The 25,745-nt window shown below is 41.9% G+C and carries 25 protein-coding genes; 2 read left to right on the forward strand and 23 right to left on the reverse strand.

Going from position 1 to position 25,745, the window contains the following annotated elements:
* Window positions 1–52 precede the first annotated feature (52 nt).
* The 7 genes from M1E09_RS13765 to yneA form a co-directional block, all read right to left on the reverse strand.
* Window positions 53–1,198: a CamS family sex pheromone protein gene (locus tag M1E09_RS13765; protein ID WP_456271436.1), complete on the reverse strand. Its 1,146-nt coding sequence runs from the start codon at window positions 1,196–1,198 to the stop codon at window positions 53–55.
* A gap of 490 nt (window positions 1,199–1,688) precedes the next feature.
* The gene (locus M1E09_RS13770) at window positions 1,689–1,907 is read right to left on the reverse strand and encodes a YneF family protein (RefSeq protein ID WP_456274987.1); all 219 of its coding nucleotides are present in this window, start codon (window positions 1,905–1,907) and stop codon (window positions 1,689–1,691) included.
* Window positions 1,908–2,043: 136 nt separating this feature from the next.
* Window positions 2,044–2,484: a sporulation inhibitor of replication protein SirA gene (gene sirA, locus M1E09_RS13775; protein WP_456271437.1), complete on the reverse strand. Its 441-nt coding sequence runs from the start codon at window positions 2,482–2,484 to the stop codon at window positions 2,044–2,046.
* A 187-nt stretch (window positions 2,485–2,671) separates the two neighbouring features.
* Entirely contained in the window at window positions 2,672–4,678 is a 2,007-nt protein-coding gene (tkt, locus tag M1E09_RS13780) for a transketolase (protein WP_456271438.1), read from the reverse strand.
* A gap of 469 nt (window positions 4,679–5,147) precedes the next feature.
* Complete coding sequence (locus M1E09_RS13785) at window positions 5,148–5,381, reverse strand: DUF896 domain-containing protein (protein WP_456271439.1); 234 nt, start codon at window positions 5,379–5,381, stop codon at window positions 5,148–5,150.
* 120 nt (window positions 5,382–5,501) lie between these two features.
* The gene (locus tag M1E09_RS13790; protein WP_456271440.1) at window positions 5,502–6,152 is read right to left on the reverse strand and encodes a YneB family resolvase-like protein; all 651 of its coding nucleotides are present in this window, start codon (window positions 6,150–6,152) and stop codon (window positions 5,502–5,504) included.
* An 11-nt stretch (window positions 6,153–6,163) separates the two neighbouring features.
* Window positions 6,164–6,490, reverse strand: coding sequence for a cell division suppressor protein YneA (gene yneA / locus M1E09_RS13795; RefSeq protein ID WP_456271441.1), 327 nt, complete (start codon window positions 6,488–6,490; stop codon window positions 6,164–6,166).
* Between the two features lie 154 nt (window positions 6,491–6,644).
* On the opposite strand from yneA, the gene lexA reads away from it, so the two are divergent.
* A complete protein-coding gene (lexA, locus tag M1E09_RS13800; RefSeq protein WP_456271442.1) occupies window positions 6,645–7,265 on the forward strand; it encodes a transcriptional repressor LexA in 621 nt (206 codons plus the stop codon).
* Between the two features lie 193 nt (window positions 7,266–7,458).
* On the opposite strand, the gene M1E09_RS13805 is transcribed toward lexA, so the two are convergent.
* The 8 genes from M1E09_RS13805 to hflX all read right to left on the reverse strand — a co-directional run bounded on the left by M1E09_RS13805 (window position 7,459) and on the right by hflX (window position 14,991).
* Entirely contained in the window at window positions 7,459–7,857 is a 399-nt protein-coding gene (locus M1E09_RS13805) for a group-specific protein (protein ID WP_456271443.1), read from the reverse strand.
* Window positions 7,854–8,321, reverse strand: coding sequence for a GNAT family N-acetyltransferase (locus M1E09_RS13810; protein WP_456271444.1), 468 nt, complete (start codon window positions 8,319–8,321; stop codon window positions 7,854–7,856). The genes M1E09_RS13805 and M1E09_RS13810 overlap by 4 nt, the downstream gene beginning before the upstream one ends.
* Window positions 8,322–8,432: 111 nt before the next feature.
* Entirely contained in the window at window positions 8,433–9,803 is a 1,371-nt protein-coding gene (gene rlmD, locus M1E09_RS13815) for a 23S rRNA (uracil(1939)-C(5))-methyltransferase RlmD (protein ID WP_456274988.1), read from the reverse strand.
* Window positions 9,804–10,033: 230 nt separating this feature from the next.
* The gene (locus tag M1E09_RS13820) at window positions 10,034–10,216 is read right to left on the reverse strand and encodes a hypothetical protein (protein WP_456271445.1); all 183 of its coding nucleotides are present in this window, start codon (window positions 10,214–10,216) and stop codon (window positions 10,034–10,036) included.
* A 197-nt stretch (window positions 10,217–10,413) separates the two neighbouring features.
* Window positions 10,414–11,748 carry a type I glutamate--ammonia ligase gene (gene glnA, locus M1E09_RS13825; protein ID WP_456271446.1) on the reverse strand — a complete coding sequence of 445 codons (1,335 nt, stop codon included), beginning with the start codon at window positions 11,746–11,748 and terminating at the stop codon, window positions 10,414–10,416.
* 39 nt (window positions 11,749–11,787) lie between these two features.
* Window positions 11,788–12,195: a MerR family transcriptional regulator gene (locus tag M1E09_RS13830; protein ID WP_456271447.1), complete on the reverse strand. Its 408-nt coding sequence runs from the start codon at window positions 12,193–12,195 to the stop codon at window positions 11,788–11,790.
* Window positions 12,196–12,342: 147 nt separating this feature from the next.
* Window positions 12,343–13,572 carry a methionine gamma-lyase family protein gene (locus M1E09_RS13835; protein WP_456274989.1) on the reverse strand — a complete coding sequence of 410 codons (1,230 nt, stop codon included), beginning with the start codon at window positions 13,570–13,572 and terminating at the stop codon, window positions 12,343–12,345.
* A 126-nt stretch (window positions 13,573–13,698) separates the two neighbouring features.
* On the reverse strand, window positions 13,699–14,991 hold the full coding sequence (hflX, locus tag M1E09_RS13840) for a GTPase HflX (RefSeq protein ID WP_456274990.1): 1,293 nt from the start codon (window positions 14,989–14,991) through the stop codon (window positions 13,699–13,701).
* Between the two features lie 234 nt (window positions 14,992–15,225).
* On the opposite strand from hflX, the gene M1E09_RS13845 reads away from it, so the two are divergent.
* Window positions 15,226–15,834: a trimeric intracellular cation channel family protein gene (locus M1E09_RS13845; RefSeq protein WP_456271448.1), complete on the forward strand. Its 609-nt coding sequence runs from the start codon at window positions 15,226–15,228 to the stop codon at window positions 15,832–15,834.
* Between the two features lie 87 nt (window positions 15,835–15,921).
* Here M1E09_RS13845 and M1E09_RS13850 read toward each other — a convergent pair whose 3' ends face one another.
* The 8 genes from M1E09_RS13850 to preA form a co-directional block, all read right to left on the reverse strand.
* Window positions 15,922–17,274 (reverse strand): aminotransferase, encoded by a 1,353-nt coding sequence (locus M1E09_RS13850; RefSeq protein ID WP_456271449.1) that lies wholly within the window; start codon window positions 17,272–17,274, stop codon window positions 15,922–15,924.
* 62 nt (window positions 17,275–17,336) lie between these two features.
* Window positions 17,337–18,803: a CoA-acylating methylmalonate-semialdehyde dehydrogenase gene (locus M1E09_RS13855; RefSeq protein WP_456271450.1), complete on the reverse strand. Its 1,467-nt coding sequence runs from the start codon at window positions 18,801–18,803 to the stop codon at window positions 17,337–17,339.
* Window positions 18,804–19,245: 442 nt separating this feature from the next.
* Window positions 19,246–20,847, reverse strand: coding sequence for a PucR family transcriptional regulator (locus M1E09_RS13860; protein WP_456271451.1), 1,602 nt, complete (start codon window positions 20,845–20,847; stop codon window positions 19,246–19,248).
* Window positions 20,848–20,918: 71 nt separating this feature from the next.
* Window positions 20,919–21,104 (reverse strand): hypothetical protein, encoded by a 186-nt coding sequence (locus M1E09_RS13865; RefSeq protein WP_456271452.1) that lies wholly within the window; start codon window positions 21,102–21,104, stop codon window positions 20,919–20,921.
* Between the two features lie 24 nt (window positions 21,105–21,128).
* Entirely contained in the window at window positions 21,129–21,332 is a 204-nt protein-coding gene (locus M1E09_RS13870) for a hypothetical protein (protein ID WP_456271453.1), read from the reverse strand.
* Between the two features lie 43 nt (window positions 21,333–21,375).
* On the reverse strand, window positions 21,376–22,842 hold the full coding sequence (locus M1E09_RS13875) for an NCS1 family transporter (RefSeq protein ID WP_456271454.1): 1,467 nt from the start codon (window positions 22,840–22,842) through the stop codon (window positions 21,376–21,378).
* A 157-nt stretch (window positions 22,843–22,999) separates the two neighbouring features.
* On the reverse strand, window positions 23,000–24,430 hold the full coding sequence (gene hydA / locus M1E09_RS13880) for a dihydropyrimidinase (protein WP_456271455.1): 1,431 nt from the start codon (window positions 24,428–24,430) through the stop codon (window positions 23,000–23,002).
* Between the two features lie 16 nt (window positions 24,431–24,446).
* Entirely contained in the window at window positions 24,447–25,733 is a 1,287-nt protein-coding gene (gene preA, locus M1E09_RS13885) for an NAD-dependent dihydropyrimidine dehydrogenase subunit PreA (RefSeq protein WP_456271456.1), read from the reverse strand.
* Window positions 25,734–25,745 lie beyond the last annotated feature (12 nt).

A 25,745-nucleotide genomic window follows, 5' to 3' on the forward strand; every position in this document is an offset into this window, starting at 1 on the left:
ATAAACTACAATTTTTATTAACAATAAAAAAACGTGCGGTGGGCACGTTTTTTCAGCCTTGCCTATCATGAATATGAACAACCGGTTCATTTTCGGGTTCTTTCAAAATGGTTGCCGCCGTTCCTTCTGGTGTATTGACGTAAATATAAATCGGTTCATGCGGAAAGAAATCCGCTATTTCCGGAGTGAAGGCTTGTACAAAGCCAACAATCTCCCCATATTTAGTCATATCTGTGTTAACATCTATGACCAGCTTTTGCAGGTCATTTTCAATATACGTTCCTTTTGATACCAGCTGAACCGTCCTGTTTTTGAAAAATGAATTCATATCCTCTTCCAGGCCTTTCAATCGATTAGAGACAACCCGGTCATGCTCTTCAGCACTGTCAGAAGGGAATAAAAAGTCCTTCTTAACAATCTCTCTCCACTTTTTAATCGAGTTATCATTAGAATCAAGATATGCATAAGTAAAGTAAGATCCTGGCAGGACACTATTTTTCTCTTTAAGTTCATATAAAGAAATGACAATCGGTACATCCTTTAACTTTTCGTCTTGCCTTACTCTATTAATGATGGTTTTAGCCATTTTCTTTCCTTCACTAATCATTTTTTTAGCACTGATTCTTTGGGTATCGAAATGTTTCAATCCCAGGTTATCATCAACCGTAATATAGTCAGTCGATTTCATTGCCAGCCCAATTGACAACCCTTTTAGATTCCCTTTTTTATCAATATAATTCTGCTCATGGACATAGCCCAGATACATCGGATTTTCTTTTTTCAGCTCCATCACTTTTTCCCAGCCCATGTCTTCCGTAACTTCAATGGGGGGGTTCAGTCCAAGTTCATCATTTGACTCTCTGCGGATCCAGCTGCCTATATCCTTTAAATACTGGCCTTCCTGATAGATAAATTCATCTGCTGGAAAGTATTCTTCAGACAGGCTCATTAATCCAGTTTCTATTTCATTCATATCGACCCGATTATTCACTTGATATGTGATCAATTCTCTATTCTCACTGAAGACTGAAGATTTCACTTCATATCTTAAATATTCATTTGTTTCATTTTCTGATGTAATTTGTTGTGTAACCAAGTTGGTGTTTTCAGTTTGAGAATTCTCAGGAAAGCCCCAAAAGCTGCACCCGGATAAAAGAAACACAAAACCTGTACTTGTTGCAATCAGTCGTTTTTTCATTTAGGTCTCCCTCCGACCATTATTGTATCACATAGGTTGTTTTAAAGTGTGTGGTGTTTATTATAAGTTAATAAAAAAGCATTGCCGGATTTCCGCTCCAGGTGTGCGACTCTGCGGGGTCTCACCTGTCCCGCAGGTCCCGCAGGAGGTCGCACACCTTCCGCTCCAATCAACCTAAATATTTTCTGTTGCCAAATGATTTCCTGTAATAAAAAATTCTGGATTCTATTATCTGAAACAGAGTGAATGCTGTGGCAAAATATCAAAGAATGGCATCAGAACAAATTCACTTTTTTTGGATGAAATATTAATCTTTTTTTGACCTACAAAACATATCATTAACTAAACCATCACAAAAAATCGCGGTGTAGACCAGCCATATTTAATTCCCATTCAACCTAATATTGATATAAAGAAAGGTTAAATTCAAGCTAGAAGCTTTCAGGATTTTCAATAGTAAAAAGCACTCCATTTTGAAGTGCTTTTCTGCTTATTTCATATTCTTATTCATTGCATTCATCATTTGATTGATTTTCTTTTGGGAAGGTTTTTGTCCCATTTGCATCATCATCATTCTTAACATTTGTTCGTTGATTGGCGGATTTTTCTTAAGGTAGCTCATCATATATTTACGAGCGATGAAAAATCCTAGCGCGACACCAGCTAAAGCAGCCAGTACGCCGACTAGAATGAATTGCCAAAGCATAATTCTATTTCCTCCTTCATGTTGTCCTTATAAAAGTGTACTAAACCAAGAAACATTATACAATAATTTATTAGAAATTTCTCCATAAATCGCTCTATCACTATTGAATGCTGTCCTTACACAGCAAAAATAAACATCATTATACATATTTCCTGACTTTTATCGGTTTCAGCCAGCCGAATTGTTCATTGTTCAAATCGATAGCCAACAGGCGGCCATCCAATTTCCTTAACAACTCAAAGATGTAGGCTTCCCAATCACTATGGCCCGTTAACTCTACTCCTATCATGTTGTCCAAAACCTCTATCACAGCCGTATTATTACCGCATGGGGATTCAATATAATATTTATTATCCTGCTGGATATAATCTCTTCTATTGGCAAGTGCTTGTGCTATCGAACGGTTAAAAGGCAAAAACGGGATGGGTTTTGTGACATAGTGTATCTGTTTATTGATGATTTCTTTCAGTTCCCCGGAGCACCTCGTGCCATCCAGGAATAAATTAAAAAATGATCGTTCTCTGCCATAAAAATAATCAGCAATCTCATCTTCTATCCAGTAGAGTCGGTAGGATTTCATTTCTCTTCCTCCCTATAGGTTGTCCTTTTTTTTAGTATAAAGAACAATAGGAAGTAACCTTGTAGAAATCTGCAAAAAAATAACACTAGTTTTGTCGAAAGCGGTGACCCGATACACTTACAGCTTTCCTTCAAAAAATGAGGCTGCTGATGAACAGCAGCCTTTGAATCCTTACCCCGTACATCCCTTATTTTTCAAGAAGGGCCTTTACGCGGGACACTACATTATTAACTGAGAATCCGTATTCTTCCATGATTTTCTCTCCAGGAGCAGAAGCGCCAAATCCGTTAATTGCCAGGATATCCCCTTCATCACCTGCATAACGATCCCATCCAAGAGGCGATCCGACTTCAATCGCAAGGCGTTTTTTCACAGCTTTTGGAATAATTGATTCCCTATATTCTGTAGACTGTTGTTCGAAGCGGTCCCATGACGGCATACTGATAACTGATACAGCAATACCATCTTTAGCAAGCACTCTTTGAGCTTCCACAGCAAGGCTGACTTCAGAACCTGAAGCAAGCAGCAGGGCATCAGGCTGTTCTTTTCCAGCAGGTGAAACAACATAAGCACCTTTTTCAACACCTGTTTGCGCTTTAGAATCTGTTCCCTTCAGAGTGGGCAGATTTTGCCTTGTCAATACAAGTGCTGTCGGTTTGTCTTTTGATGTTAAGGCAGTACGCCATGCGGCAGCAGTCTCATTTCCATCTGCCGGGCGGATGACTGATAGGTTCGGCATCGCACGCAGAGAAGCTAATTGTTCAATAGGTTCATGAGTCGGACCATCTTCACCGACAGCAATACTGTCATGAGTGAAGACATACGTTACAGGCAGTCCCATTAAAGCTGCAAGTCGAATGGCTGGTCTCAGGTAGTCAGAGAATACGAAGAAAGTGCCTCCGAATACTTTGATCCCACCATGAAGTGCCATACCATTCATAGCGGCCCCCATTCCAAATTCACGAACACCGAACCAAATATTGCGGCCATCATATGATTCCGGTGTAAAGTCACTCTGGTCCTTGATCATTGTTTTATTAGAACCGGCTAAATCAGCAGAACCACCCATCAGAGTTGGCATATTCTTTGCAATTGCATTCATTACTTCTCCAGAAGATGCACGGCTGGCAAGGCTTTTTCCTTCTTCATAGACCGGAATTTCCTTATCCCACCCGCTTGGCAGTTCGCCTGTCATCGCAGATTCGAATTGAGCTGCAAGCTCAGGGTATTTAGATTTATACTCGTCGAACATTTCGTTCCACTCACGCTCTTTTCTCTCGCCTGCATCAACCATTTGTTCTTTAAAACGCTCTTGAACTTCTGAAGGCACATGAAAATCTTGATCAAAAGTCCATTTGTAGGCTTCTTTTGTCAATTTCATCTCTGCTTCGCCAAGAGGCGCTCCATGAACATCTGATTTTCCTGATTTGTTTGGTGCACCATAACCAATGACTGTTTTTACCTCGATCAGGGTTGGATGATGTTCATCAAGCTTCGCTTCTTCAAGAGCTTTTGCGATTTGCTCTGTATCGTTTCCATCATCTACTCGGATATACTGCCAGCCATAAGACTTAAAGCGTCCTTCTACATTTTCTGAGAAAGACTTATCCAGGTCTCCATCCAAGGAGATATCGTTGGAGTCATACATAACAATCAGGCGGCCCAGCTTAAGATGAGCAGCAAGGGAGGCAGCTTCTGAAGATATACCTTCCATTAAATCTCCGTCTCCACAAATACTATATGTATAATGATCTACCAGGTTGAAATTATCCCGGTTATACACGGCTGCAAGGTGGCGTTCTGCCATTGCCATTCCGACCGACATCGCCAATCCTTGGCCAAGAGGGCCTGTAGTCGCCTCAACGCCTGGTGTATGTCCATATTCCGGATGGCCAGGTGTTTTGCTTCCCCACTGTCTGAATTGTTTAAGATCTTCCATGGAAACATCATACCCGGAAAGATATAATAGGCTGTAAAGAAGCATGGAGCCATGGCCTGCAGAGAGAACAAAGCGGTCTCTATTATGCCAATCTGGATTATTAGGATTATGGTTCATAAATCTGGACCATAATGCATAAGCCATCGGAGCAGCTCCCATAGGCATTCCTGGATGCCCAGAGTTCGCTTTCTCGATTGCATCAATTGAAAGTGTACGTATAGTATTAATGGCTAATTGATCTGTTACATCAAACATTAATCAACATCCTTCCTGTTTTTCGGTTATTACTTGTTAATATTAATATTCTTATGAAGTTTATACAACCGATTTGTTTTTTGAGAAAACCTCCATAACTAATATGAAAGCGTTTACTTCATTGATTTTTAAACCTTTCCACCAAACGAAAATTATTTCCGTCATTCTAAAAATACACGAAATTATTTTCCGGAAAAACCTAAATCAATGTTAATTCATACCGGAATGATTGAAACGGATTATCCACTCCAGCGGGCTCACCTCGCACCCATGGAAAGCGAGTGTATGCAGCGGTATTCAACAAGCCTGATTCAAGACATGTCTTAACTCCGGTGTATACAAGCATTTCCTTTTTTAGATTGCTCCTTTTTTAATTCCTAATACCCTAATTTCACGTTAATAAAGATAATTAAAATAAAAAACACGCAAAAATGCGTGTTTTTGATAATATTGATGAACTTCAAGTAGTTTAATGAAGCTTTTTATTTTTTTGTATTTCTTTTACTTTTTCAGGAGTTACTTCATTTCCCTCTGGATCAAACATTCTTGTATTTTCAATCGTAGACCTCATTGATTGTCTGAATGTCTCAAGGTATTCTTTTCTTAACTTTGTTTGTTCCTTTGCTTCTGCAGCTGTTAATCCTTCACCTTTAGCTTTCTTTGCGAGTTTATTGATCCTTGCCATTTTTTCTTTTGAAAGCATAAATTGTTTCTCCTCCTGTAAATGTCGACATATAAATTTAAGCACGAATGCATATAGTCAATTCAAATAATACCGATTTAATATCGACATGTTACTAGAAATAGAGAAAAAAGACAAGTGTCATGCCTCTTCGGAGGAGCTGATAAATTCTTGATACCTTCTATGTACAGTGGCTTTGGATATATTAAAACCAAATCCCCTTAAGGTTGCAGCAATTTCTGCAAAGGTCAGTTTATTGTTTCTAAGCTTCACTATTTCCTCAACAGGAACCTCAATTCGTTCACGGCCTTCCATGTTTCCTCTGTTTTTCAGGTTCTTCTGGGGTTTATACCCCTTTTCAACAGCCCTTCTCATACCTCGCTTGATTTTCAAGTTATGGAGTTTCCGCTGGTGTTCCTCAACCATGCTGACAATCTGCAGTACCATTGAATCTGATTCGGAAAGGTGAAGTTCTCCATTATGAGAAATACTGTAGATCTTAACCCCTTCTTTCACTATACAATGGATCAGGGCAATCTTTGCATTTCCCCTGCCAATCCGTGTTTCATCTTGTATAAGCACCGCGCCAATGCTCTCTTTCTTCAACAAATCGAGCAGTTCGAGTACTCCCTCCCTGTCGAGTTCATACCCGCTGGCCTGGTCTTTAATAATATGCGCAACTTCAAAATTGAAGCTGGCAGCAAGTTGAAGAAGTTCTTCCTCCTGCCTTTGCAATGATGTTTCCTGTGTATCCTTTTTTGTACTTACTCTGCAATAAATTGCCGCTTTCATAACAAACGCTCCTATTCTGTACCGCTTGCAAGCTCATAATTATCTTTTTCAATAAGAAATGACTTTTCTGCCGGAATGATAAGAGAATCGCCAGGCCTGATGATATCCGTTGCCAGGTTATTCTTCTCGCTTACCCATTCCATCACTTCTTTAGTAGAAAGATCGTGTTCTTCCGAAAGCTCTTGAGAAATAGTCCAAAGCGAATCCCCTTCTTGAACGGTCACTTTTTGATAGGATATTGTGCTTTCTACTTTCATTAATGCTATAAAACTTGTTATGAGTGCCAATCCCATTAGAAGGATAACATAAGAATAATTTTTCCAAATTGCAGTCAACATTGAAATACCTCCATGCGAATGTTTGTTCGTTAATTGTTAAATCGATTATAATACGAACATTCGTTTGGTGTCAACAGATATTCGAACTTATGTTTGTATCCATTTCTTTGACATGCTATAATGGGAACAAAAGATCGGTTTTGAGGTGGAATAAATGACAAAATTATCTAAAAGGCAGCAGGATATCCTTCAATATATTAAAGAAGAAGTTAAATCTAAAGGATATCCGCCTTCTGTAAGGGAAATTGGTGAAGCTGTCGGGCTTGCTTCCAGTTCAACGGTACATGGCCATCTTGCCAGGCTGGAAAGCAAGGGGCTGATTAGACGAGATCCTACTAAACCAAGGGCTATTGAAGTGTTAGACTTAGAGGAAGATAGTATCCCTAGACAAACTGCCGTGAATGTACCGCTTATCGGTAAGGTTACTGCCGGCCAGCCTATAACGGCGATTGAGAATGTGGAGGAATTCTTTCCGCTTCCCCAGCACCTCGCTCCAGCTGATGAACAGGTATTCATGCTTGAAATCATGGGTGATAGTATGATAGAAGCCGGGATTCTCGATGGAGATTATGTTATTGTACGCCAGCAGCAGACCGCAAATAATGGGGACATTGTCGTAGCGATGACAGAAGAGGATGAAGCAACAGTAAAACGTTTCTTTAAAGAACAGGATTTCGTACGACTTCAACCAGAGAACTCTTCTATGGAACCTATTATCCTTCGCCATGTTTCAATTCTCGGTAAAGTAATTGGCGTTTATCGCCAAATACATTAAAACGAAAAGCAAAAAGCCAGACAAAATGCCTGGCTTTTTGCTTTTTTTAATAGATTATTTGTGTCATCTACTAATACTAATATATAAATCACTGCACTTTTTCAGGCTTCTCTATTCAGATTATTTTCTACAAGTCATTGTAGACTCCCTGCACGAACCAAACCAAATAAATGATGATAGAGCCTGCTTTTCATCATTTATTGCTGTTTGATGATGAGTTAATCCTATCTACTAAGTCATCCAGACTGCCATAGCATTTCTCAACTTCCTGCAAATAGTAGAAGGTACTGGTTTGATTTAGACTCATCGCTTCTTTATTTGGAAAATGGAGGAAGACTTTTTTACGGAGCCCCAAAGCGATCCCCAATTCAATATGGCTGCCTTTTCCTGCAGGCAGCAGCACCACCACGAAATCCGAATCCGATACTGCCTGTTTCTCTTCTTTTCCAATTTGTTCAAGCTCCTCAATGTTTACAGCTCTTTCATTCTGAGTCCAATCATAACTATGTATATAGCCCCTGTGTTTTAATTGTTCGCTGATATATCTCACCTGCTGAATGTTTTTGAAGCTGGAAGCCACATAAAATTTCATTCCTCCAAAATCCCCCTCATTCGGATTACCTTGCCATCCAGCTCAGGAGCCACTTCCTTCATACCCATCCTTTTATAGAACTTCCTGGCTGATGTATTCGTTGGCGAGACTCTTAAATGATACTCGTTAACGTTTTGTTTCAGAAAATAATCAAGAGCATACCTATGAATCTCTATTCCGTGTCCCTTGTGCCTGCATTCCGGTTTTAAATAATAAAGATGAACATATCCGATGGGTTGGCCTTCATGCTGCCTTATCGATAATTCCAGCTGGCCAATCAGTTCATTTTCTGCCTCTGCCATAACAAAACCTTCTGGAAACTCATTGATTTTCTCTTTCAGCCACCTCAGATATTCTTCCTCATTAAAGCTTGAAGTATCATTAAAACTGACTGCAAAGGAATCTTTTCGGAAGTTGAGTACAAACTTTTCATGCTCTACCAGATCGATTGGTTTAAACCGCATAAAATGGCCTCCCTCTTTTAATGATACTGTTAATTATTTCAAACCTGTAAACATTGGGCAACAAAATTTTTGAGAGAAAAAAACACCTGCATTTTACTGCAGGTGTAAGATTTATTTTTCCAGAACCAGCTCTGCAACACACTCTACATGAACTGTATGAGGGAAAAGGTCAACTGGTTGAACAACTTTCAAACTGTAACCGAATTGCTCCAATTCTTTTATATCTGTTGCGAATGTATTTGGATTACAAGATACATAGACAATTCTCTCCGGCTGTGAACGTCCGATTCTTCTCATTACCTTGCCGCCCGCACCTGAGCGTGGAGGGTCAAGAAGCAATAATTCAGGTCTGCCAAAGCTCTCCAAGATCTGGTCAATTCCCTTCCTCGCATCTTTCGCAAGGAAAGTAGTATTGTGAATTCCATTATCCTCAGCATTACGTTTAGCAGATTCAATGGAGCTTTCTACGATTTCAATTCCAGCTAGTTCTCCGACTTTATTAGCAAACGGAAGTGAAAATGTTCCTACACCACAGAAAAGATCGATCATTTTTTCTGTTTTCTTGGGTTTCCCCATTTCTACTGCAAGGTCTACAAGTTTTTGTGCCTGAACAGGGTTCGTTTGGAAGAATGTATCGAACCATAGACGAAAACGATACCCATCCATTTCATCGTAAATAAAATCACGACCACCAAGGACATGCGTTTTTTCAGATTGAGTCCGGTCTGCCCAGTCTCTGTTTTCCAGCCATAACAAACTTTTCACTTTCGGGAACTTTTCTCCTACTCGATTCACCAGGTCAGCGATTGCACTTTCCAGTTTACCTGCTGGTGCTTCCGTGGCGAAAAGTCCAAGCATAATTTCACCTGTAGCAAATGACTGTCTGACCATTAAATGGCGAAGCAACCCTTCATGGGCATCTTTGTCATACCCTTTTAATCCATAATCTTTAACCCATTCAGCCACTTCCATCGCTGTTTCTACCATTTCTTCACTCGCAATCAGACAAGTCTCCAGTGAAATGACTTTACGGAAGTTTCCTTGTTCGTGAAGACCCAATGAACCATCCGGAGCGAATGTAAATTCCATTTTGTTACGGTAACGCCAGGGATTGTCCATTCCGATTGTATCCAATACAAGAGCTGGGTCATAACCTTGAGTCGCCACCGCCTCTTTAACATGATCAGTTTTCTGATTCAGTTGACCTTGGTAGCTCAAATGCTGCCATACACAACCGCCGCAACGTTCAAAGTGAGGACAAGGCGGAGCTGTTCTTTCAGGATGTGCTTCAAGTATTTCTTCAGGAAGCGCCTTCCTTCTCCTCTTCAGCGGCTCGTCCACTACCACTTTTACTTTCTCACCTGGAAGAGTGCGCGGAACCGTAAGTTTTAATTTCCCTATGTTTCCTTTTTCATTCTCACGCCAGACAACAGCCTGCCCAGCTCCTCTATCATCTAATCGATGAATTTGCGCTTCTATCATTTCACCACTAGCAATTTTCAATTTAATTTCCTCCTTCAAAAAGAGCCTTAATACTATATAAAAGAATATATAAGTTCAATTATCGAATATATTTATGCCATACATACCAGAAAGCATACTAAACTAGTATAAAGGACGAGAAGCCATTATGGAATCCTTTAGTGCCCGGTAGTAGAAATTTACAACAAAAACAGCCTGGGCAACTGTAATCCTGAGTCAGCCTTCTCTCCTTAAAATCCGTGAGGCCGCTTGCCCTTTCCCTTCTCCAATTCTATTTGTTTTTCGGTTTCTTGTTCATGTTCTATTTTCCGCTGTTGTTTTGGAGAGTTATGCTTCTCTTTCTTATTGTCCCAGTAGAACATAAAGATAAGCAGTCCTGTAAAAACTACAGCCCAGATAATACCATCGATCAAAACAGTCACCCCTTACATTTTGCTTATACTGACTTTACGAAATGTCCCCATGAAAAGTTTCAGAGACCCGAATTGCTTTCTGAATTGTCTTCATAGGAATTTGTTATGAAAACAGTATTTACAAAGTAGCTGGTTAACAGCAAACAAACTTCCATACAAATAAAACCCCCAACATAAGTTGAGGGTTTCTCTCTCTATTAATACATTTGCAGGTATTGCTCGCGCTCCCAAGGGTGAACTTGGGTTCTAAACATATCCCACTCGATTTCTTTCGCTTCGATGAAGTGTTCAAAGATATGGCCGCCAAGTGCATTCACCATTACTTCGTCTTTCTTCAGAGCTTCAAGAGCATTGGAAAGATTTGCTGGAAGATCTTCAATTCCTGCTTCTTCGCGCTCTTCTTTATTCATAACATAGATATTGCGGTCAACTGGTTTAGGAGCTTTCATTTCATTTTTGATCCCATCCAAACCTGCTGCAAGCAATACAGACATTGCAAGGTAAGGATTCGCTGCCGGATCAACACTTCTTACTTCTACACGGGTACTCATACCGCGTGAAGCAGGAATACGGATCAACGGACTGCGGTTCTGTGCAGACCACGCAACATAACAAGGTGCCTCATAGCCGGGAACCAGACGTTTGTAAGAGTTAACTGTCGGGTTCGTGATGGCAGTGAAACCAGTAGCATGCTTGATTGTTCCCGCAAGGAACTGGCGTGCAGTTTCACTTAATTGCAGTTCTCCACTTTCATCGAAGAAAGAATTTTTGCCCTCTTTAAATAGGGACATATTGCAGTGCATACCAGAACCGTTTACACCAAACAGCGGTTTAGGCATGAACGTTGCATGAAGTCCATGCTTACGCGCAATTGTTTTAACAACAAGCTTGAACGTCTGGATGTCATCACACGCTTTTAGTGCGGATGCATATTTGAAATCGATTTCGTGCTGTCCTGGAGCAACCTCATGGTGAGATGCTTCAATTTCAAAGCCCATTTCTTCAAGTTCAAGCACAATATCTCTTCGGCAGTTTTCACCAAGGTCGGTTGGAGCAAGATCAAAATAGCCACCGTTGTCATTCAGTTCAAGTGTCGGTTGTCCTTCTACATCAAGTTTGAAGAGGAAAAATTCCGGTTCTGGTCCAAGGTTGAAGTCTGAGAATCCAAGCTCTTCCATCTCTTTAAGAACCCTTTTCAGGTTACTGCGTGGATCTCCTGCAAATGGAGTCCCATCCGGATTATAGATGTCACAGATAAGACGCGCAACTTTACCTTTTTCAGCTGTCCAAGGAAATACAACCCAAGTATCAAAGTCAGGATATAATTTCATGTCTGATTCTTCAATTCTTACAAAACCTTCGATTGAAGAACCATCGAACATCATTTCGTTATCAAGAGCTTTTCCTAATTGGCTAACCGGGATTTCAACGTTTTTAATCGTTCCCAGGATATCGGTGAATTGTAAACGAATGAACTTTACATTCTCCTTGTCAGCCATTTGTAAAATGTCTTCACGAGTAAACTTTCCCATCTTAACTAATTCCTCCTCAAGATTTTCAAATATTATTTTTTAGTGGAAAAAGCGAGAAAGATCTCCTTGGCGAAGAGAGGATTTGTTGAAACGCCCCGCATGAAGCAGTTCATTTCTTAACAATTTTCTCAATTCATTATCGGTAAGATCCGGCTTAGCTTTTTCTGTTTGCTGCTCGTTGGCATCTGTTTCTTTATGTTCTTCTTGTACAGCAAAAATCTTCTTAATACCTGCCATGTTAATTCCTTGATCCAATAAATCCTTAATTTCTAATAATTTATCGATATCATTCAAGGAGAAGAGCCTTCTTTTCCCTTCAGTTCTTGCAGGGAAAATCAATTCATTCTCTTCATAGTAGCGAACCTGGCGAGCAGTCAAATCGGTAAGCTGCATTACAATTCCCATAGGGAATAGCGGCATGCTTCTTCTAATTTCACTTCCACTCATCCCGATTCACCTCCTTCTTGCTTTCCTGATATCATTATATGTTATGTAAGGAGTTTTGTCAAAGAAATGTTATGTTTTCTTACATGACTTTTCAAAAAAAAGGACAGCTCTGATATAAGCTATCCTTTTAATCGTTTATTATCCTTTTTATATACTTAGTAAACCTTTTTCGAGCAACTTATTTAAACTTGTTAAAATAGCGATTTTAACATGAGAATAGGTAAGCCCTCCCTGCACGTAAGCTGTGTATGGCGGCCGGATCGGCCCATCTGCAGAAAGTTCGATGCTCGACCCCTGAATAAATGTGCCTGCTGCCATGATGACATCATCTTCATAGCCCGGCATATAATTCGGATACGGCGTAAAGTGTGAATTGACAGGTGAAGCAAATTGGACCGCCTGACAAAAGGCCACCATCTTTTCCTTATCATCAAATTGAACGGATTGGATTAAATCTGTTCTTTTCGCATCCCAGACCGGATTTGTGTTCATGCCGAGACTTTCAAGAAGAGAAGCAGTGAATACAGCTCCCTTCAACGCCTGAGCCACTACGTGAGGGGCAGAGAAAAACCCTTGATACATTTCCTGAAGCGAATAGAGAGATGCTCCTGCCTCCGCACCAATTCCCGGAGAAGTCATACGGTAAGAACAAGCCTCCACCAGCTGTTTCTTCCCGGCGATATAGCCGCCCGTTTTTGCCAGCCCTCCACCTGGATTTTTTATTAGGGATCCGGCGATAAGATCTGCCCCTGCATCGCATGGTTCTTCTTCTTCCACAAACTCACCGTAGCAGTTATCCACGAAAACCACTACATCCGGTTTGATCTCTTTCACAAAATCGATCATTTCTTTAATTTGACGGATTGTGAAAGAAGGGCGGTTAGCATATCCTTTTGACCGCTGGATGCCGATCATCTTTGTATTCGGCTGTATCGCTTCGGACACCGCTTTAAAGTCAACGGATCCATCCTCCTGCAAAGGAATGGACCTGTAACCTATCCCAAATTCCTTTAAGGAACCAGTTCCCTCTCCGCGGATGCCCACAATCTCTTCCAAAGTATCGTATGGTTTGCCTGTAATATATATCAATTCATCTCCAGGCCGAAGGATCCCAAATAGCGAAATCGAAATGGCATGCGTACCCGAAATGATTTGCGGGCGGACCAATGCAGCCTCTCCTCCGAACACATCCGCATAAATAAGCTCAAGGGTATCTCTGCCAATGTCGTCATACCCATAACCAGTTGTCGGAATAAAATGCGAGTCACTCACCTTATGTTTCTGAAATGAGGACAGTACCCTGAATTGATTGGATTCCGCTCTCCGGTCAATTTTTTGGTGAATTTCTGAAATTTTTTCTTCAGCCTTTTCTGCCATTGCCTGTAGCTGTTTTCCGTAAGTTAAATATTGATACATCTGTTTCTCCTTCTGAAAAGCTGATTATACTATTTCCGCTGCAAAACAAGGCGAACCAGCCCCTTCTTATTGCAATTTGGACAGCCTTTATTTTTGATATTTCCTGATGCTTCCTGTCACGGGATGGTCAATTAATGAAAAACCCTTCGCTTCATAAGTATGAGTGTCTTCTTTAAATTCCAGTTTTCTCAAAATCGTTTCATTTTTAAGCTGAGACAGCAATTTCCCTTCATTTGAAGGGAGATCGACGTGATAAGGTTCCATTTGTTCAATCACAATATCTTCTATTCTATCTTTGAGAATAATTCTGTCGTTTTCATCAAGTGCACTGATGATTATCTTTTCACTGATGCTGTCAGGAACAAAGTCTGGATGCATTTCATCTCGTTTATTATAAATCGTAAGCTGTGGGATGTGCTCCATTCCTAATTCAGCAAGTAGTGATTGGACCGTTTTTTCATGATTGTTATAATCCGGGTTGGAACTATCTACAACATGAAGAAGTAAATCCGCTTCCTTTACTTCTTCCAGAGTCGATCTGAAGGCAGCGACAAGCGCTGTAGGAAGATCCTGAATAAAACCAACCGTATCTGTTACCAGCGCTGTGTATCCACTTGGCAGGATCAGTTTTCTTGTTAACGGATCAAGTGTTGCAAATAATTGATTCTCTTCGTAAGATTCAGCGATTGAAATCCGGTTGAAAAGAGTGGACTTCCCTGCATTGGTATAACCCATTAATGCCATCTGGAATGTTTTATTCTTTTTACGCCTCTCCCTGTACCGTTCACGATGGTCGACAACAACCTGCAGTGATTTCTTAATATCATCGATTCTGCGTCGGATATGGCGCCGGTCACTCTCAAGCTTTGTCTCACCAGGACCTCTTGTACCGATTCCCCCGGCCAGCCGGGACATCGATGTCCCTTTACCGATCAGGCGGGGAAGCATGTATTGCAGCTGCGCCAATTCCACTTGCAGTTTTCCTTCCTTTGATCGTGCTCTCTGGGCAAAGATATCCAGAATCAACTGAGTCCTGTCAATAACCCTCGCGTCCAGCTGCTCTGATAAATTTCGAATCTGACTAGGTGACAGCTCATCATTAAAAATCACCAGGTCAGGTTCAAACTGTTCTTCAAGTGCAATTAGTTCTTCCACTTTCCCTTTTCCTATGTATGTTTTCGGATGAACCCGTTCTCTCTTCTGTGTAAGGGCAGCCAAGACCTCTGCTTGGGCAGTTTCTGCCAACGAAGCAAGCTCTTCCATTGAATAGGCGAACCGCTGGTCATCTTCTTCAATTTGACATCCCACCAGCAAGGCTTTTTCTATAATTTTTTCTTCCAAACAAAGCCCTTCTTTCCTTATATATTTGCTATTTTTCATCATATCAAAAACGAATTGTAAAGACTATGTTTATACTTTCATAAAAAGTGATAAAAAATGGTTGCAAAACTTTATATGCGTGTTAAAATCAATATGTTTGAAATGAAAACAGCAATGAGCCATGGGGAGTTTCTTTAACAGATTAACGCTCTAAAGGAGCTGGGGACTGTCCCTCAGCGCGTTAATGTGTTAAAGGAATTATCCGGAATTTTCAGCAAAGGGGGAACTGATTGTATGACTTGGGAGGTTTTAAGTATCATAGGCACAATTGCTTTTGCCGTATCAGGAGCGATTGTGGCCATGGAGGAAGAATACGACATTTTAGGCGTTTATATTTTGGGGATTGTTACTGCTTTCGGAGGAGGAGCGATCAGGAACTTGCTTATCGGCGTACCAGTTTCAGCTCTGTGGGAGCAAGGCTTCTTATTTCAGATAGCTTTGCTGTCGATTACAGCCGTCTTCTTATTTCCCAATAACCTGCTTAGGCACTGGCGGCGCTGGGGCAGTTTTTTCGATGCCATAGGGCTATCAGCATTTGCTATTCAGGGAGCTTTGTACGCTTCCGAGATGAACCACCCTATCAGCGCCATCATCGTAGCTGCTGTCTTGACAGGAAGCGGCGGCGGAATGATCAGGGATTTGCTTGCCGGCAGAAAACCACTTGTATTGCGATCGGAGATTTATGCAGTTTGGGCAGTGTTATGCGGAGCTTCAATTGGATTGAATTTCGTAACTGAAGCATGGGAGCTGTATACACTCTTCATCCTGACCACTTGCTTAAGAGTGATGTCCTATTCCTATAAATGGCGGCTGCCAAATAGAAACCTTAAGGCCTTTCAATAATAAAAAGCTTGAACCCTCCAATAAAGTGATGGGTTCAAGCTTTTTTTGGCCAGCGCAGTTCACTCAAAAACGGAAACTGTCAAAGTATCATTCAATGTTATTGATTCCATCGCACACTGTCTTTAACAGAAAATCCAAATCTTTGACCTCTATATTTAGAGGAGGCGATATCGTCAATACATTATTATAACCTGCAACGGTTGCACCATTCTTACCAATAATGACTCGCTTATCTTTGCAATACCTAATCACCTGATTCACTTTTTCTACTGGTAATGGTTGTTTGGATTCCTTATCAACGACAAGTTCAATCCCGATCAATAACCCTTTCCCCCGAACATCTCCCACACAATCATTCTGCTGTAATTGGGTTATCAGGACGTTGATTGCCTTGTCACCCAATTCAGCCGATCGTTCAAACAGCTTTTCCTTTTCCATAATTTCTATATTCTTCAATGCCAGGGCACATGAAGCCGGGTTTCCACCAAAAGTATTAATATGGCGTAAATAATCATATTCTTCGTTCCCTTTGAATTCTTCATAGATTTCACGTTTGACCGCTGTTACAGATAACGGCAAGTAAGCACTGGTAATCCCTTTAGCCATCGTAATAATGTCAGGCTTAACACCATAATTCATGAACCCGAAAGGCTTTCCGGTACGCCCAAAGCCGCAAATCACTTCATCGACTATAAGGAGTGCACCATGCGTTTTACAGACTTCCTGAGCGGCTTTCATGTAATCTTCTTGAGGAACGATAACTCCCCCACCGGTAATGATAGGTTCCATAATTGCCGCAGCTATCGTTTCACTCAATTCCCATGTCATCGCCTGGTCTATAGCTTTGACTCCGGGCAGCTGATGACCTTCTCCTGACACTTCATCCCGATATAAATCAGGCGGAGCGACATGGATGAACCCTGGCGCAAGAGGTTCATATTTGTACTTCCTTTGTGCCTGACCTGTAGCTGCTAACGCCCCCATAGAGCTTCCATGATATCCTCTGTATCTTGAAACTATTTTGTACCGGCCGCCTTCCCCTTTTTGCTGATGATATTGACGGGCAATCTTGAACGCTGTTTCGTTTGCTTCCGAACCGCTGTTCGAGAAAAAGAAAACATAATCCCCTCCCAGCATCTCATTCAATTTTTCCGCAAGGGCAATTGCAGGCTCATGACTTTGGGTCAGCGGAAAATAAGCCATTTTCTTAAGTTGTTCATACGCTGCTTCAGCAAGCTCCTCACGCCCGTATCCAACATTCACACACCATAATCCTGCCATGCCATCCAGATATTCTTCCCCATCTTTATCTGTAACCCATGAGCCTTTAGATTCTGCAACAACCATCGTGCCTTTGGGATTATACGGCTTCATCGAATGCCAAATATATTGTTCATCCTGAGCCAGCAGGCTGTCATGAGATCGACCTGTTTTCTCCATTTTCTAACGCCCCTTTGTTCTTCCTTATCCAAGGAATTGTTCAAATACTTTAACGATAGCGATTAAAAATCAAAACGGGAAGTTATCATTTTCTTCTTAGTAAAGAAATTTACTCCGTCTTTCCCGTTAACATGCATGTCTCCATAGAAAGAATCCTTCCATCCGGAAAACGGGAAGAATGCCATAGTCGCTGGAACCCCTACATTAATTCCAAGCATACCCGCATCGGCTTCCTCTCTGAATTGCCTAACTGCTTTGGCATCTTTCGTATAAATTGTCGCCCCGTTTCCAAATCGCGATTGACGGATATAATCAAGTGCTCCGTCTAAATCTTTTGACCGAAGCAAACTCAGAACAGGGGCAAAAATTTCTTCCTTAGCAATTGTCATATCCGGGGATACATAGTCAAAGATGGTCGCTCCCATAAAGTTCCCTTCTTGGAATTCATCCATTTCTTTACGGCCATCCCTGATCAGAGACGCCCCTTCCGCCAAGCCCTTTTCAATATATTTCAGCGTTTTTTCACGATGTTCCTTTCGAATGACCGGAGTCAACAGAACTTCTTCATCCATTCCATTTCCGATACATAATTCATCCGCTTTCTTCTTCAACGCTTTCACAAACGGTTCATTGTCACCAACGACAACGACTGCACTGCAGGCCATACACCTTTGCCCCGCACTTCCGAAAGCTGAGCTGATGATATGTTCTGCAGCCTTATCCATATCTGCATCAGGCATGACAACATGATGGTTCTTTGCACCTGACAAAGCTTGCACACGCTTTCCTTTTGTTGCCGCTTTCTCGTACACATATTTAGCCACAGGCTGGGATCCCACAAATGAAATCGCAGAAATGTCTTTGTGCTCCAGAAGGCCATTCACCACATCGTGTGCTCCGTGCACCACATTTAATACACCCGACGGGAACCCCGCTTCCGTAAACAGTTCAGCAAGCCTGTTTGCAAGGATCGGCGTCCTTTCGGAAGGCTTAAGTACGAATGTATTTCCACAGGCCACTGCGAGCGGGAACATCCAAAGCGGCACCATCATCGGGAAGTTAAACGGGGTTATGCCTCCAACCACTCCCAATGGATAACGGAACATTTCTGAGTCAATATCTTCAGCAATTCCACTTAGGGTTTCTCCCATCATTAAAGTTGGTGCACCGCAGGCAAATTCTACACACTCAAGTCCCCGCTGCACCTCCCCATAAGCCTCCTTATATGACTTCCCATTTTCTTGAACAACCAGCTTTGCAAGCTCTTCATGGTTCTCAGAAAGCAGAGAATGATATTTATACAGAAAGCGTGCTCGCTTTGGGACAGGGACCTTCTTCCATGTTACAGAAGCCCTTTTGGCTGCTTTAACTGCTTGATCTACGTCTTCTTTTGAAGAAATCGGCACTCTTGCAATCTCTTTATTCGTTGCCGGATTGACGACTTCCATCGTTTGGGAGCTGAGTGACTCCACCCACTTCCCGTCAATGTAATTTTTTAATACGGCTACTTCATTTTTGATCATAGTCATATAAATGAATCCTCCTCATCGCATTATATTCAAAAAATTCTATATCTTCATTATGGGAGATATTGATAGGGCTTTCATTAGACAAAGTGTAAAAGAACCTGGTATGTCCTTTTTACATTGCTGTTAAAGAATGTTTTTTGAAAAAACGTTATATTAATAGTGTTGCCTGATTTCCGCTCCAGGTGTGCGACTCCGCGGGGCGGGCGGTGAGCCTCCTCAGCTTCGCCTGCGGGGTCTCACCTGTCCCGCTAATCCCGCAGGAGATCGCACACCTTCCGCTCCAATCTACATTTATTATCCACTGGAGCAAAAAAATTTCATTAATTTATCAGATGGTTAAGAATGCTAATTTATTATACAAATGGTAAAGATATTTCTCCTTTAGAGCTATAAACATCATCAATAACAGATCCTTTACATTTGACTAAAATTCTAATTCTCATTAATTTATCTTCGCTCTGTCCCTCGCTCCTGAAGGCTGCAAATAGTCGTGTGCTGACAATAGAAACTCAATCGCCACCCGTTTTTCTGCCTCCATATAGTCAGCACCAAGCAGATCTTCGATTTTCTTCAGCCGGTGATACAACGTTTGCCTGACGATAAACAGTTGTTTTGCGGTTTGCTGCTTCGAGCCCTGACACTTTAAAAATACCTTCAACGTTTGAAGCAAGCTTCCATCATGGTCTTGATCATATTTTAAAATGGGCCCCAAAAACTCTTCTGTCATTTGCCACAGGTTCACATTTTGATTCACAATGGAAATGAGCCGGTATAAATGCAGATCATCTGAAAAGTAAAAGCCATTCTCTTCTCCCAACTGAGCCGGATAAAACAGGCTATCCTTAGCGGTTTCGAAACTTTTGTGTACATCAGTCACATTCTCCAGGTATTTCCCTGTAGCAAATACGAGTCCAGTAGAATTCCGACAGAACTCCGACTCAAGGATTCTTTCATAAGCACTGGTAACCCTCCGCCTCCAGGTCTTGCATTCCCCTGTGTCCAAAAGGATAAATACGAGACTGTCCCCATCAGTTTCAGCCAGCACATGAAAACCATACTGCTCAAATAAATTTCTTGTTACAAGGTTGAAATAAGTCAAATCAAGGCTTTCATTTTCCTTGAACCTCTTGACCTGGCAGATACTCACTACCCCACCGGTTATTTTGACTTTGAGTTGTGTTAAATAATTAGTCAACCAGTCAGAGGATTGCTCGTCTTTAATCCAAGACTTTATCCACCTGGATTCTTCCGCCCTTTTCTTTTCATTAAAATAGAGCTCTCTCATCAAATACTGTGCAAGGGCAGTAGCTGTCCTGTCCAAAATCAATAATTCATACTCACTGAAGGGGAAATCGTTTCGATAGATTAAGAGATCTGCATATTCCCTGTCCAGCAATATGACCTTCGCTAAAGCAAATTGATCATTGCTCCCTCGCTTATATTCACGATAATGCAGCATCAGCTTATGCTCCTCCGGCCGGCGCATCTTTGGATGAATCCCCGCATCGTGTCCTTCCAATTGAAATAATACCGGCACAGAAAGCTCTTTATGCAGTACCTGAAGGATTTCCTTATAGTCATTAACACTCAGAAGGATTTTATTTAATTCCTGTGCATAACAATCCAGTTTTTTCATCATACTGTACTGCTGATTAATCAAAATGGAGTGGATATCTTGTGTAATGCCTACAAAAGGGACCTCTTTTTCAAAGACAATCACAGGGAAGGCATTTTCTTCTGCACACTGCAAAACCGCTGCCGGAATCTCAGATATATTGGTATCAAGTTCAATTCCCAGGGCTGATGCACCACTTTCAATTAACTGCTGAATTAGAGAAAGGAACGCCTCCTCCTCTTTTAATGCAAGGCCGGTGGTAAGAATCAGTTCATTTCCGCTAAGCAGATTCCTGATTGTTGTCACTTCTACGACATGGACCCATTTAACCTGCCGGCGGATTCCCTTATGGCCCGCGATGACTTTGGCATGTTCAAAATGTCTTCTCAAAAGAATATCTTCTACTGAAAAATAATAGTCACTCTTCATGAGACTCTCCTCATTAATTAGTTATAGAAGATGAAATGAAAATAGAGAAAAAGGATTGGAAAACCCAACCCTTACTCTTCCATATGGGGAATTGAAAAATAAACCTCATCACTCATTTCTTCATCTGACAGATGTTGAGAAGTCAAGAAAACCATCACCCATTCGACCAGTTCCTCCGAACTCATGATCATCCGGCTGGGATGAGGTTCCTTTTTCACCCGTGAATTTTCCGGTTCCGGGACAGACAGGTTTTTCACCAAATTCCCCCTTCCCTGCTGATATCACCCTTTTATTAACAAATTCGAAAAGTACTTGCGTGCATTGGCAGTTTTCACATGGAGAGTGGCACTTCTTTTATTCTCGGTATTCTTGAACAAAATGAATGCGCCGCTTAAATTCTCCGTCACCTTTTCTATTTTGAAACCTTTTTGCATAAGAAAGTCTATCTTGTCTCTTTCACTTAAAAACTCCTGATACTCAGACATGGACTTCCCTCCAATTTATGATTCAATTACCATCCATTATATGCTAGACACTCTTGATTGCAGGAATTTCTTCCACTTGCGTTTCAATCTCCGCTTCAATCTCCCAATCCCTGCCGACAGAAATCCCTAAATATAATTCGTCGCTTGGATTCGTTAGTTCGGATTGCTCATATTTCTTGAACCACCAGTACTTCGCTAACACAAAGTAACTGAGAGCCCCAATGCCAAAACCAACGAGGAATGAAAAGTTAGGTACAAAATAAGACGCAACCCCTCCTAAAATCCAAGAGATGAATCCAGCTAAATTCACGCCATTCATATACTTGAATTGACCCTCTTCTTCATATAAATCGGGAACGTTGACTCTGCGCTTCCTGATAAAGTAATAATCAGATACAAGAATTCCGACAATGGCCGAAAGAATTCCACCGACAAACAGCAGCACAGGAATAATGACATCGAAAAGGTTCCAAGGCTGAACGATCGTCCCGACAATCCCTGCCGTTATGACCCCTGCCCAGAAAGGAAACTTTGGACCGCCCACATTCGAGAAAATTGTTGCCGCAGGAACAATGTTGGCAGCAATGTTAGTAGACCACTGAGCCAATACAATCATAAGAAGCAATACACCCAATATCAGTCCACTCGCTGCTTCCTGGAGTGCCACAACCGGGTCATAATTCAACACGGCGATGTATGCTACCGCACCAATCATGACCATGAATGACTGGGTCAACGGAAGAGCAATAAGGTTACCGATTAATGAACTTCTGTTTCTTTTAAACCAGTTCTTCTCATTCTTTGGAGCTTTCATGAATCGTGATATAGAAGGAATATCCGCTGCCAAGGTAGCCCAGAATCCCATATTGCTGAAGATGACGACCAGGAAGGCTGTAAAGGCCGCTCCTCCGGTAACAGGGCTTTCAACCCAGCTCCATATCTCTCTTCCTTGAGATACCGCTGAATCAGACAAAGAGGAATACATCCAAACTGAAATCAGGATAATGACAGGTGCAGCAAGGTCCGCAAACCTTTCAACTGCTTTTATTCCCAAGGCGGTGTTGACTAGTTGAAGAACAGCAAAAATCAAGAAACAGACAAACCAGTTGTCAAAATTAAATAATATATTCAAGATTCCATTCATGGCAGTAGCGCCAAAGAAAGTATTAATACCAAACCACATTGATGCAGCCAGTCCTCTTACCACAGAAGGTATATGCGTGCCAATTGTGCCAAAAGGCGCTCTCATATATACAGGAAACGATAAACCGTGCTCAATTCCTATATCACCTGTTAACGTAATAAAAAAGCCGATCGCCAGAGAACCAATTACTGTGGCCAGGACAACCATTGGCAGCGGCAGGGAAATGACTCCAGCGCCACCGATAGCAAAGGTTGCCAGGACGACAACCATCCCAACCCACATAAATGAATATCCAAGCTTCGTGATCTTTCGCTCCCCTTGCTTAATAGGCAGCAGATCAGGTGATTTCAAATAGCTCTTTTTCAAAATGAACACTCCCTTTTGTTTGCTTCGAATGGCAAAACCTTTCTTACTTGTTACAAGAGAGGCAAGAGGAGGAAGGCTGGCTGCTTGCGATACATGCCTTACAAACCTCTTGCAGGAGCTGTTCTGAATAGTAAGCTGAATAATTGATTGATAGTTTTCAGGATTTAGAGGATTGGAGTTTTTCACTCTCTTCTGTAATCAGATGATTACCGTATCTCGCTCTTTTCACATACTCGCCTTTACCCAGTCTGCCTACGAATTTCCTGTCTTTTACAACATATTCGCCCCTGGAAATTACAGAGACCGGCTCCCCTTTCACCTTCATTCCCTCAAAAGGATTATAGTCAGCTGCCATATGGTGTGTCTCTGCAGAGATAACTCTTTCCGCCTTAGGGTCAAAGATAACAAGATCTGCATCTGAACCAACAGCAATCGTTCCTTTTTTAGGGTAAAGGCCGAACAGTTTTGCACTGCGGGTAGACATGATGTCCACAAACTGATTTAAGGTGATTCTGCCTTTTTCAACTCCTTCAGAGAATAATATAGATACACGGTCCTCGATAATCGGCCCGCCATTCGGAATTTTGGTAAAGTCCCCTTTCCCCAGATCCTTTTGCCCTGCAAAGTCAAAGGAACATTGATCAGAACCCAGAGTTTGCAATTGTCCGCTCTTTAGCGCATTCCATAGAACCTCTTGGTTCCATTTCTCACGTAAAGGCGGGGACCATACATATTTAGCACCTTCAAAATTCGGTCTCTCCAGATACGACTGATCCAGAACTAAATACTGTGGACATGTTTCTCCCCATACGTTCAGCCCCTTGCTTCTGGCAGATGCGATCTGCTCAACCGCTTCTGCACAAGAAACATGAACAACATAAAGCTGCGAATCTGCCAATCCAGTTAACTTGGCTGCTCTTCCGGTTGCCTCCCCTTCAATTTCCGGCGGCCTGGTCAGTGCATGATAGATAGGATCGGTATTTCCCTCTTTCAACGCTTTTTCTGTTAAATATTCAATGACATCCCCATTTTCAGCATGGACCATGACGAGCGCACCCAAGTCCTTGGCTGCTACCAAAGTCCGAAACAGGGTTTCATCATCTGCTTGAAACACATTTTTATAGGCCATAAATACTTTAAAGGAAGTAATTCCCTCTTCACTCATGACATCCGGAAGCTGTTTCAGCACCTCTTCATTGATCTCGCCAATCATCAAATGGAAACTGTAATCTATAACGGCCTTATCTCTCGACTTTGCATGCCATGTATCAATAGCAGCCTGTAATGGTTCCCCTTTATTCGTTAAGCAGAAGTCGATTACAGTAGTCGTACCTCCAAAAGCGGCAGCTATTGTCCCGCTCTCGAAGTCATCTTTAGAGACGGTTCCGCCAAACGGCATTTCCAAGTGGGTATGCGGATCGACCCCTCCAGGAAAAATATATTTCCCGCTCGCATCAATTACTTCAGTATTTTCATCAGCATCAAAATGGTTTCCTATTGCTGAAATCTTCCCGTCTTGTACAAATACATCTGCTTTATATGTGTCTGTTGCCGTAACAATAGTTCCATTTTGGATAATCTTATTCATTCTTTGACCTCCCCAATTATTTCACTGCATCAATTTTAGATTCGGCCAGTTTACCGACCGCTGCCTGACGTTGGTTCCAAGTCATTGGCATATGCCCGCTCGGCACTTCTATCATGTCTATCGCCCCGTCTACCGGACAGACGATTGAGCAAAGGTTACATCCTACACAGTCTTCTTCCCTTACTTTCAGATAACTGTTACCTGAAGCATCTTTTAACATATCGATACATTGGTGAGAAGTATCTTCACAAGCAATGTGGCATTTATTGCAATTAATGCAAACATCTTTGTTGATTTTGGCAACAACACTGTAATTAAGATCAAGATTACCCCAGTCAGAATACCTCGGTACTGATTTCCCAACGAGATCCTGGACAGACGCAATTCCTTTATCATCAAGGTAATTATTCAATCCATCCAGCATGTCTTCCACAATTCTGAATCCGTGGTGCATGGCAGCAGTACAAACTTGTACCCCTGAAGCCCCCATTAACATGAATTCAACAGCATCCTGCCAATTTGACACCCCGCCCATTCCGGAGATCGGTACGTTAATGCGTGGGTTCCTGGCACATTCAGCCACCATATTCAACGATATCGGTTTGACTGCAGGGCCGCAGTAACCTCCATGGGCTCCTTTGCCAGCCACATGGGGGATCGTATTCCACGTATCGATGTCAACTCCGGCCAAACTGTTGATTGTATTGATCATACTTACTGCATCTGCACCACCTTGTACCGCTGCTTCAGCCGTTACGGTGATGTCTGTAATATTCGGTGTCAATTTAACGATAACAGGTGTTTGGGCAACCTCTTTGACCCAGTACGTCTGCCTTTCGACCAGCTCCGGCACTTGTCCGGAAGCTGCTCCCATTCCCCTTTCTGCCATCCCATGGGGACAGCCAAAGTTCAGTTCTAATCCATCGACACCAACATCCTCTACCTTTTTGACAATTTCATGCCACTTTTCCTGTTGGGGTTCAACCATTAAGGAAGCGATAATCGCATGATTCGGAAATCGCTTTTTTGTTTCATAGATTTCTTTTAGGTTCACCTCTAACGGTCGGTCCGTAATCAGTTCAATATTATTGAAGCCAGCTACCCTCTGGCCATTAAAACTGACAGCCGCAAACCTCGAAGAAACATTAATAATCGGTTCACCCAATGTCTTCCAAACTGCCCCTCCCCATCCTGCTTCAAATGCCCGCTGAACCTGATAGCCCGAATTGGTAGGCGGCGCTGATGCCAGCCAGAAAGGATTTGGTGATTTAATTCCTGCTAAATCAATGTTTAAGTTTGCCATAAAACTCCCCCC

The sequence above is a fragment of the Bacillus sp. AK031 genome, from assembly GCF_053903065.1.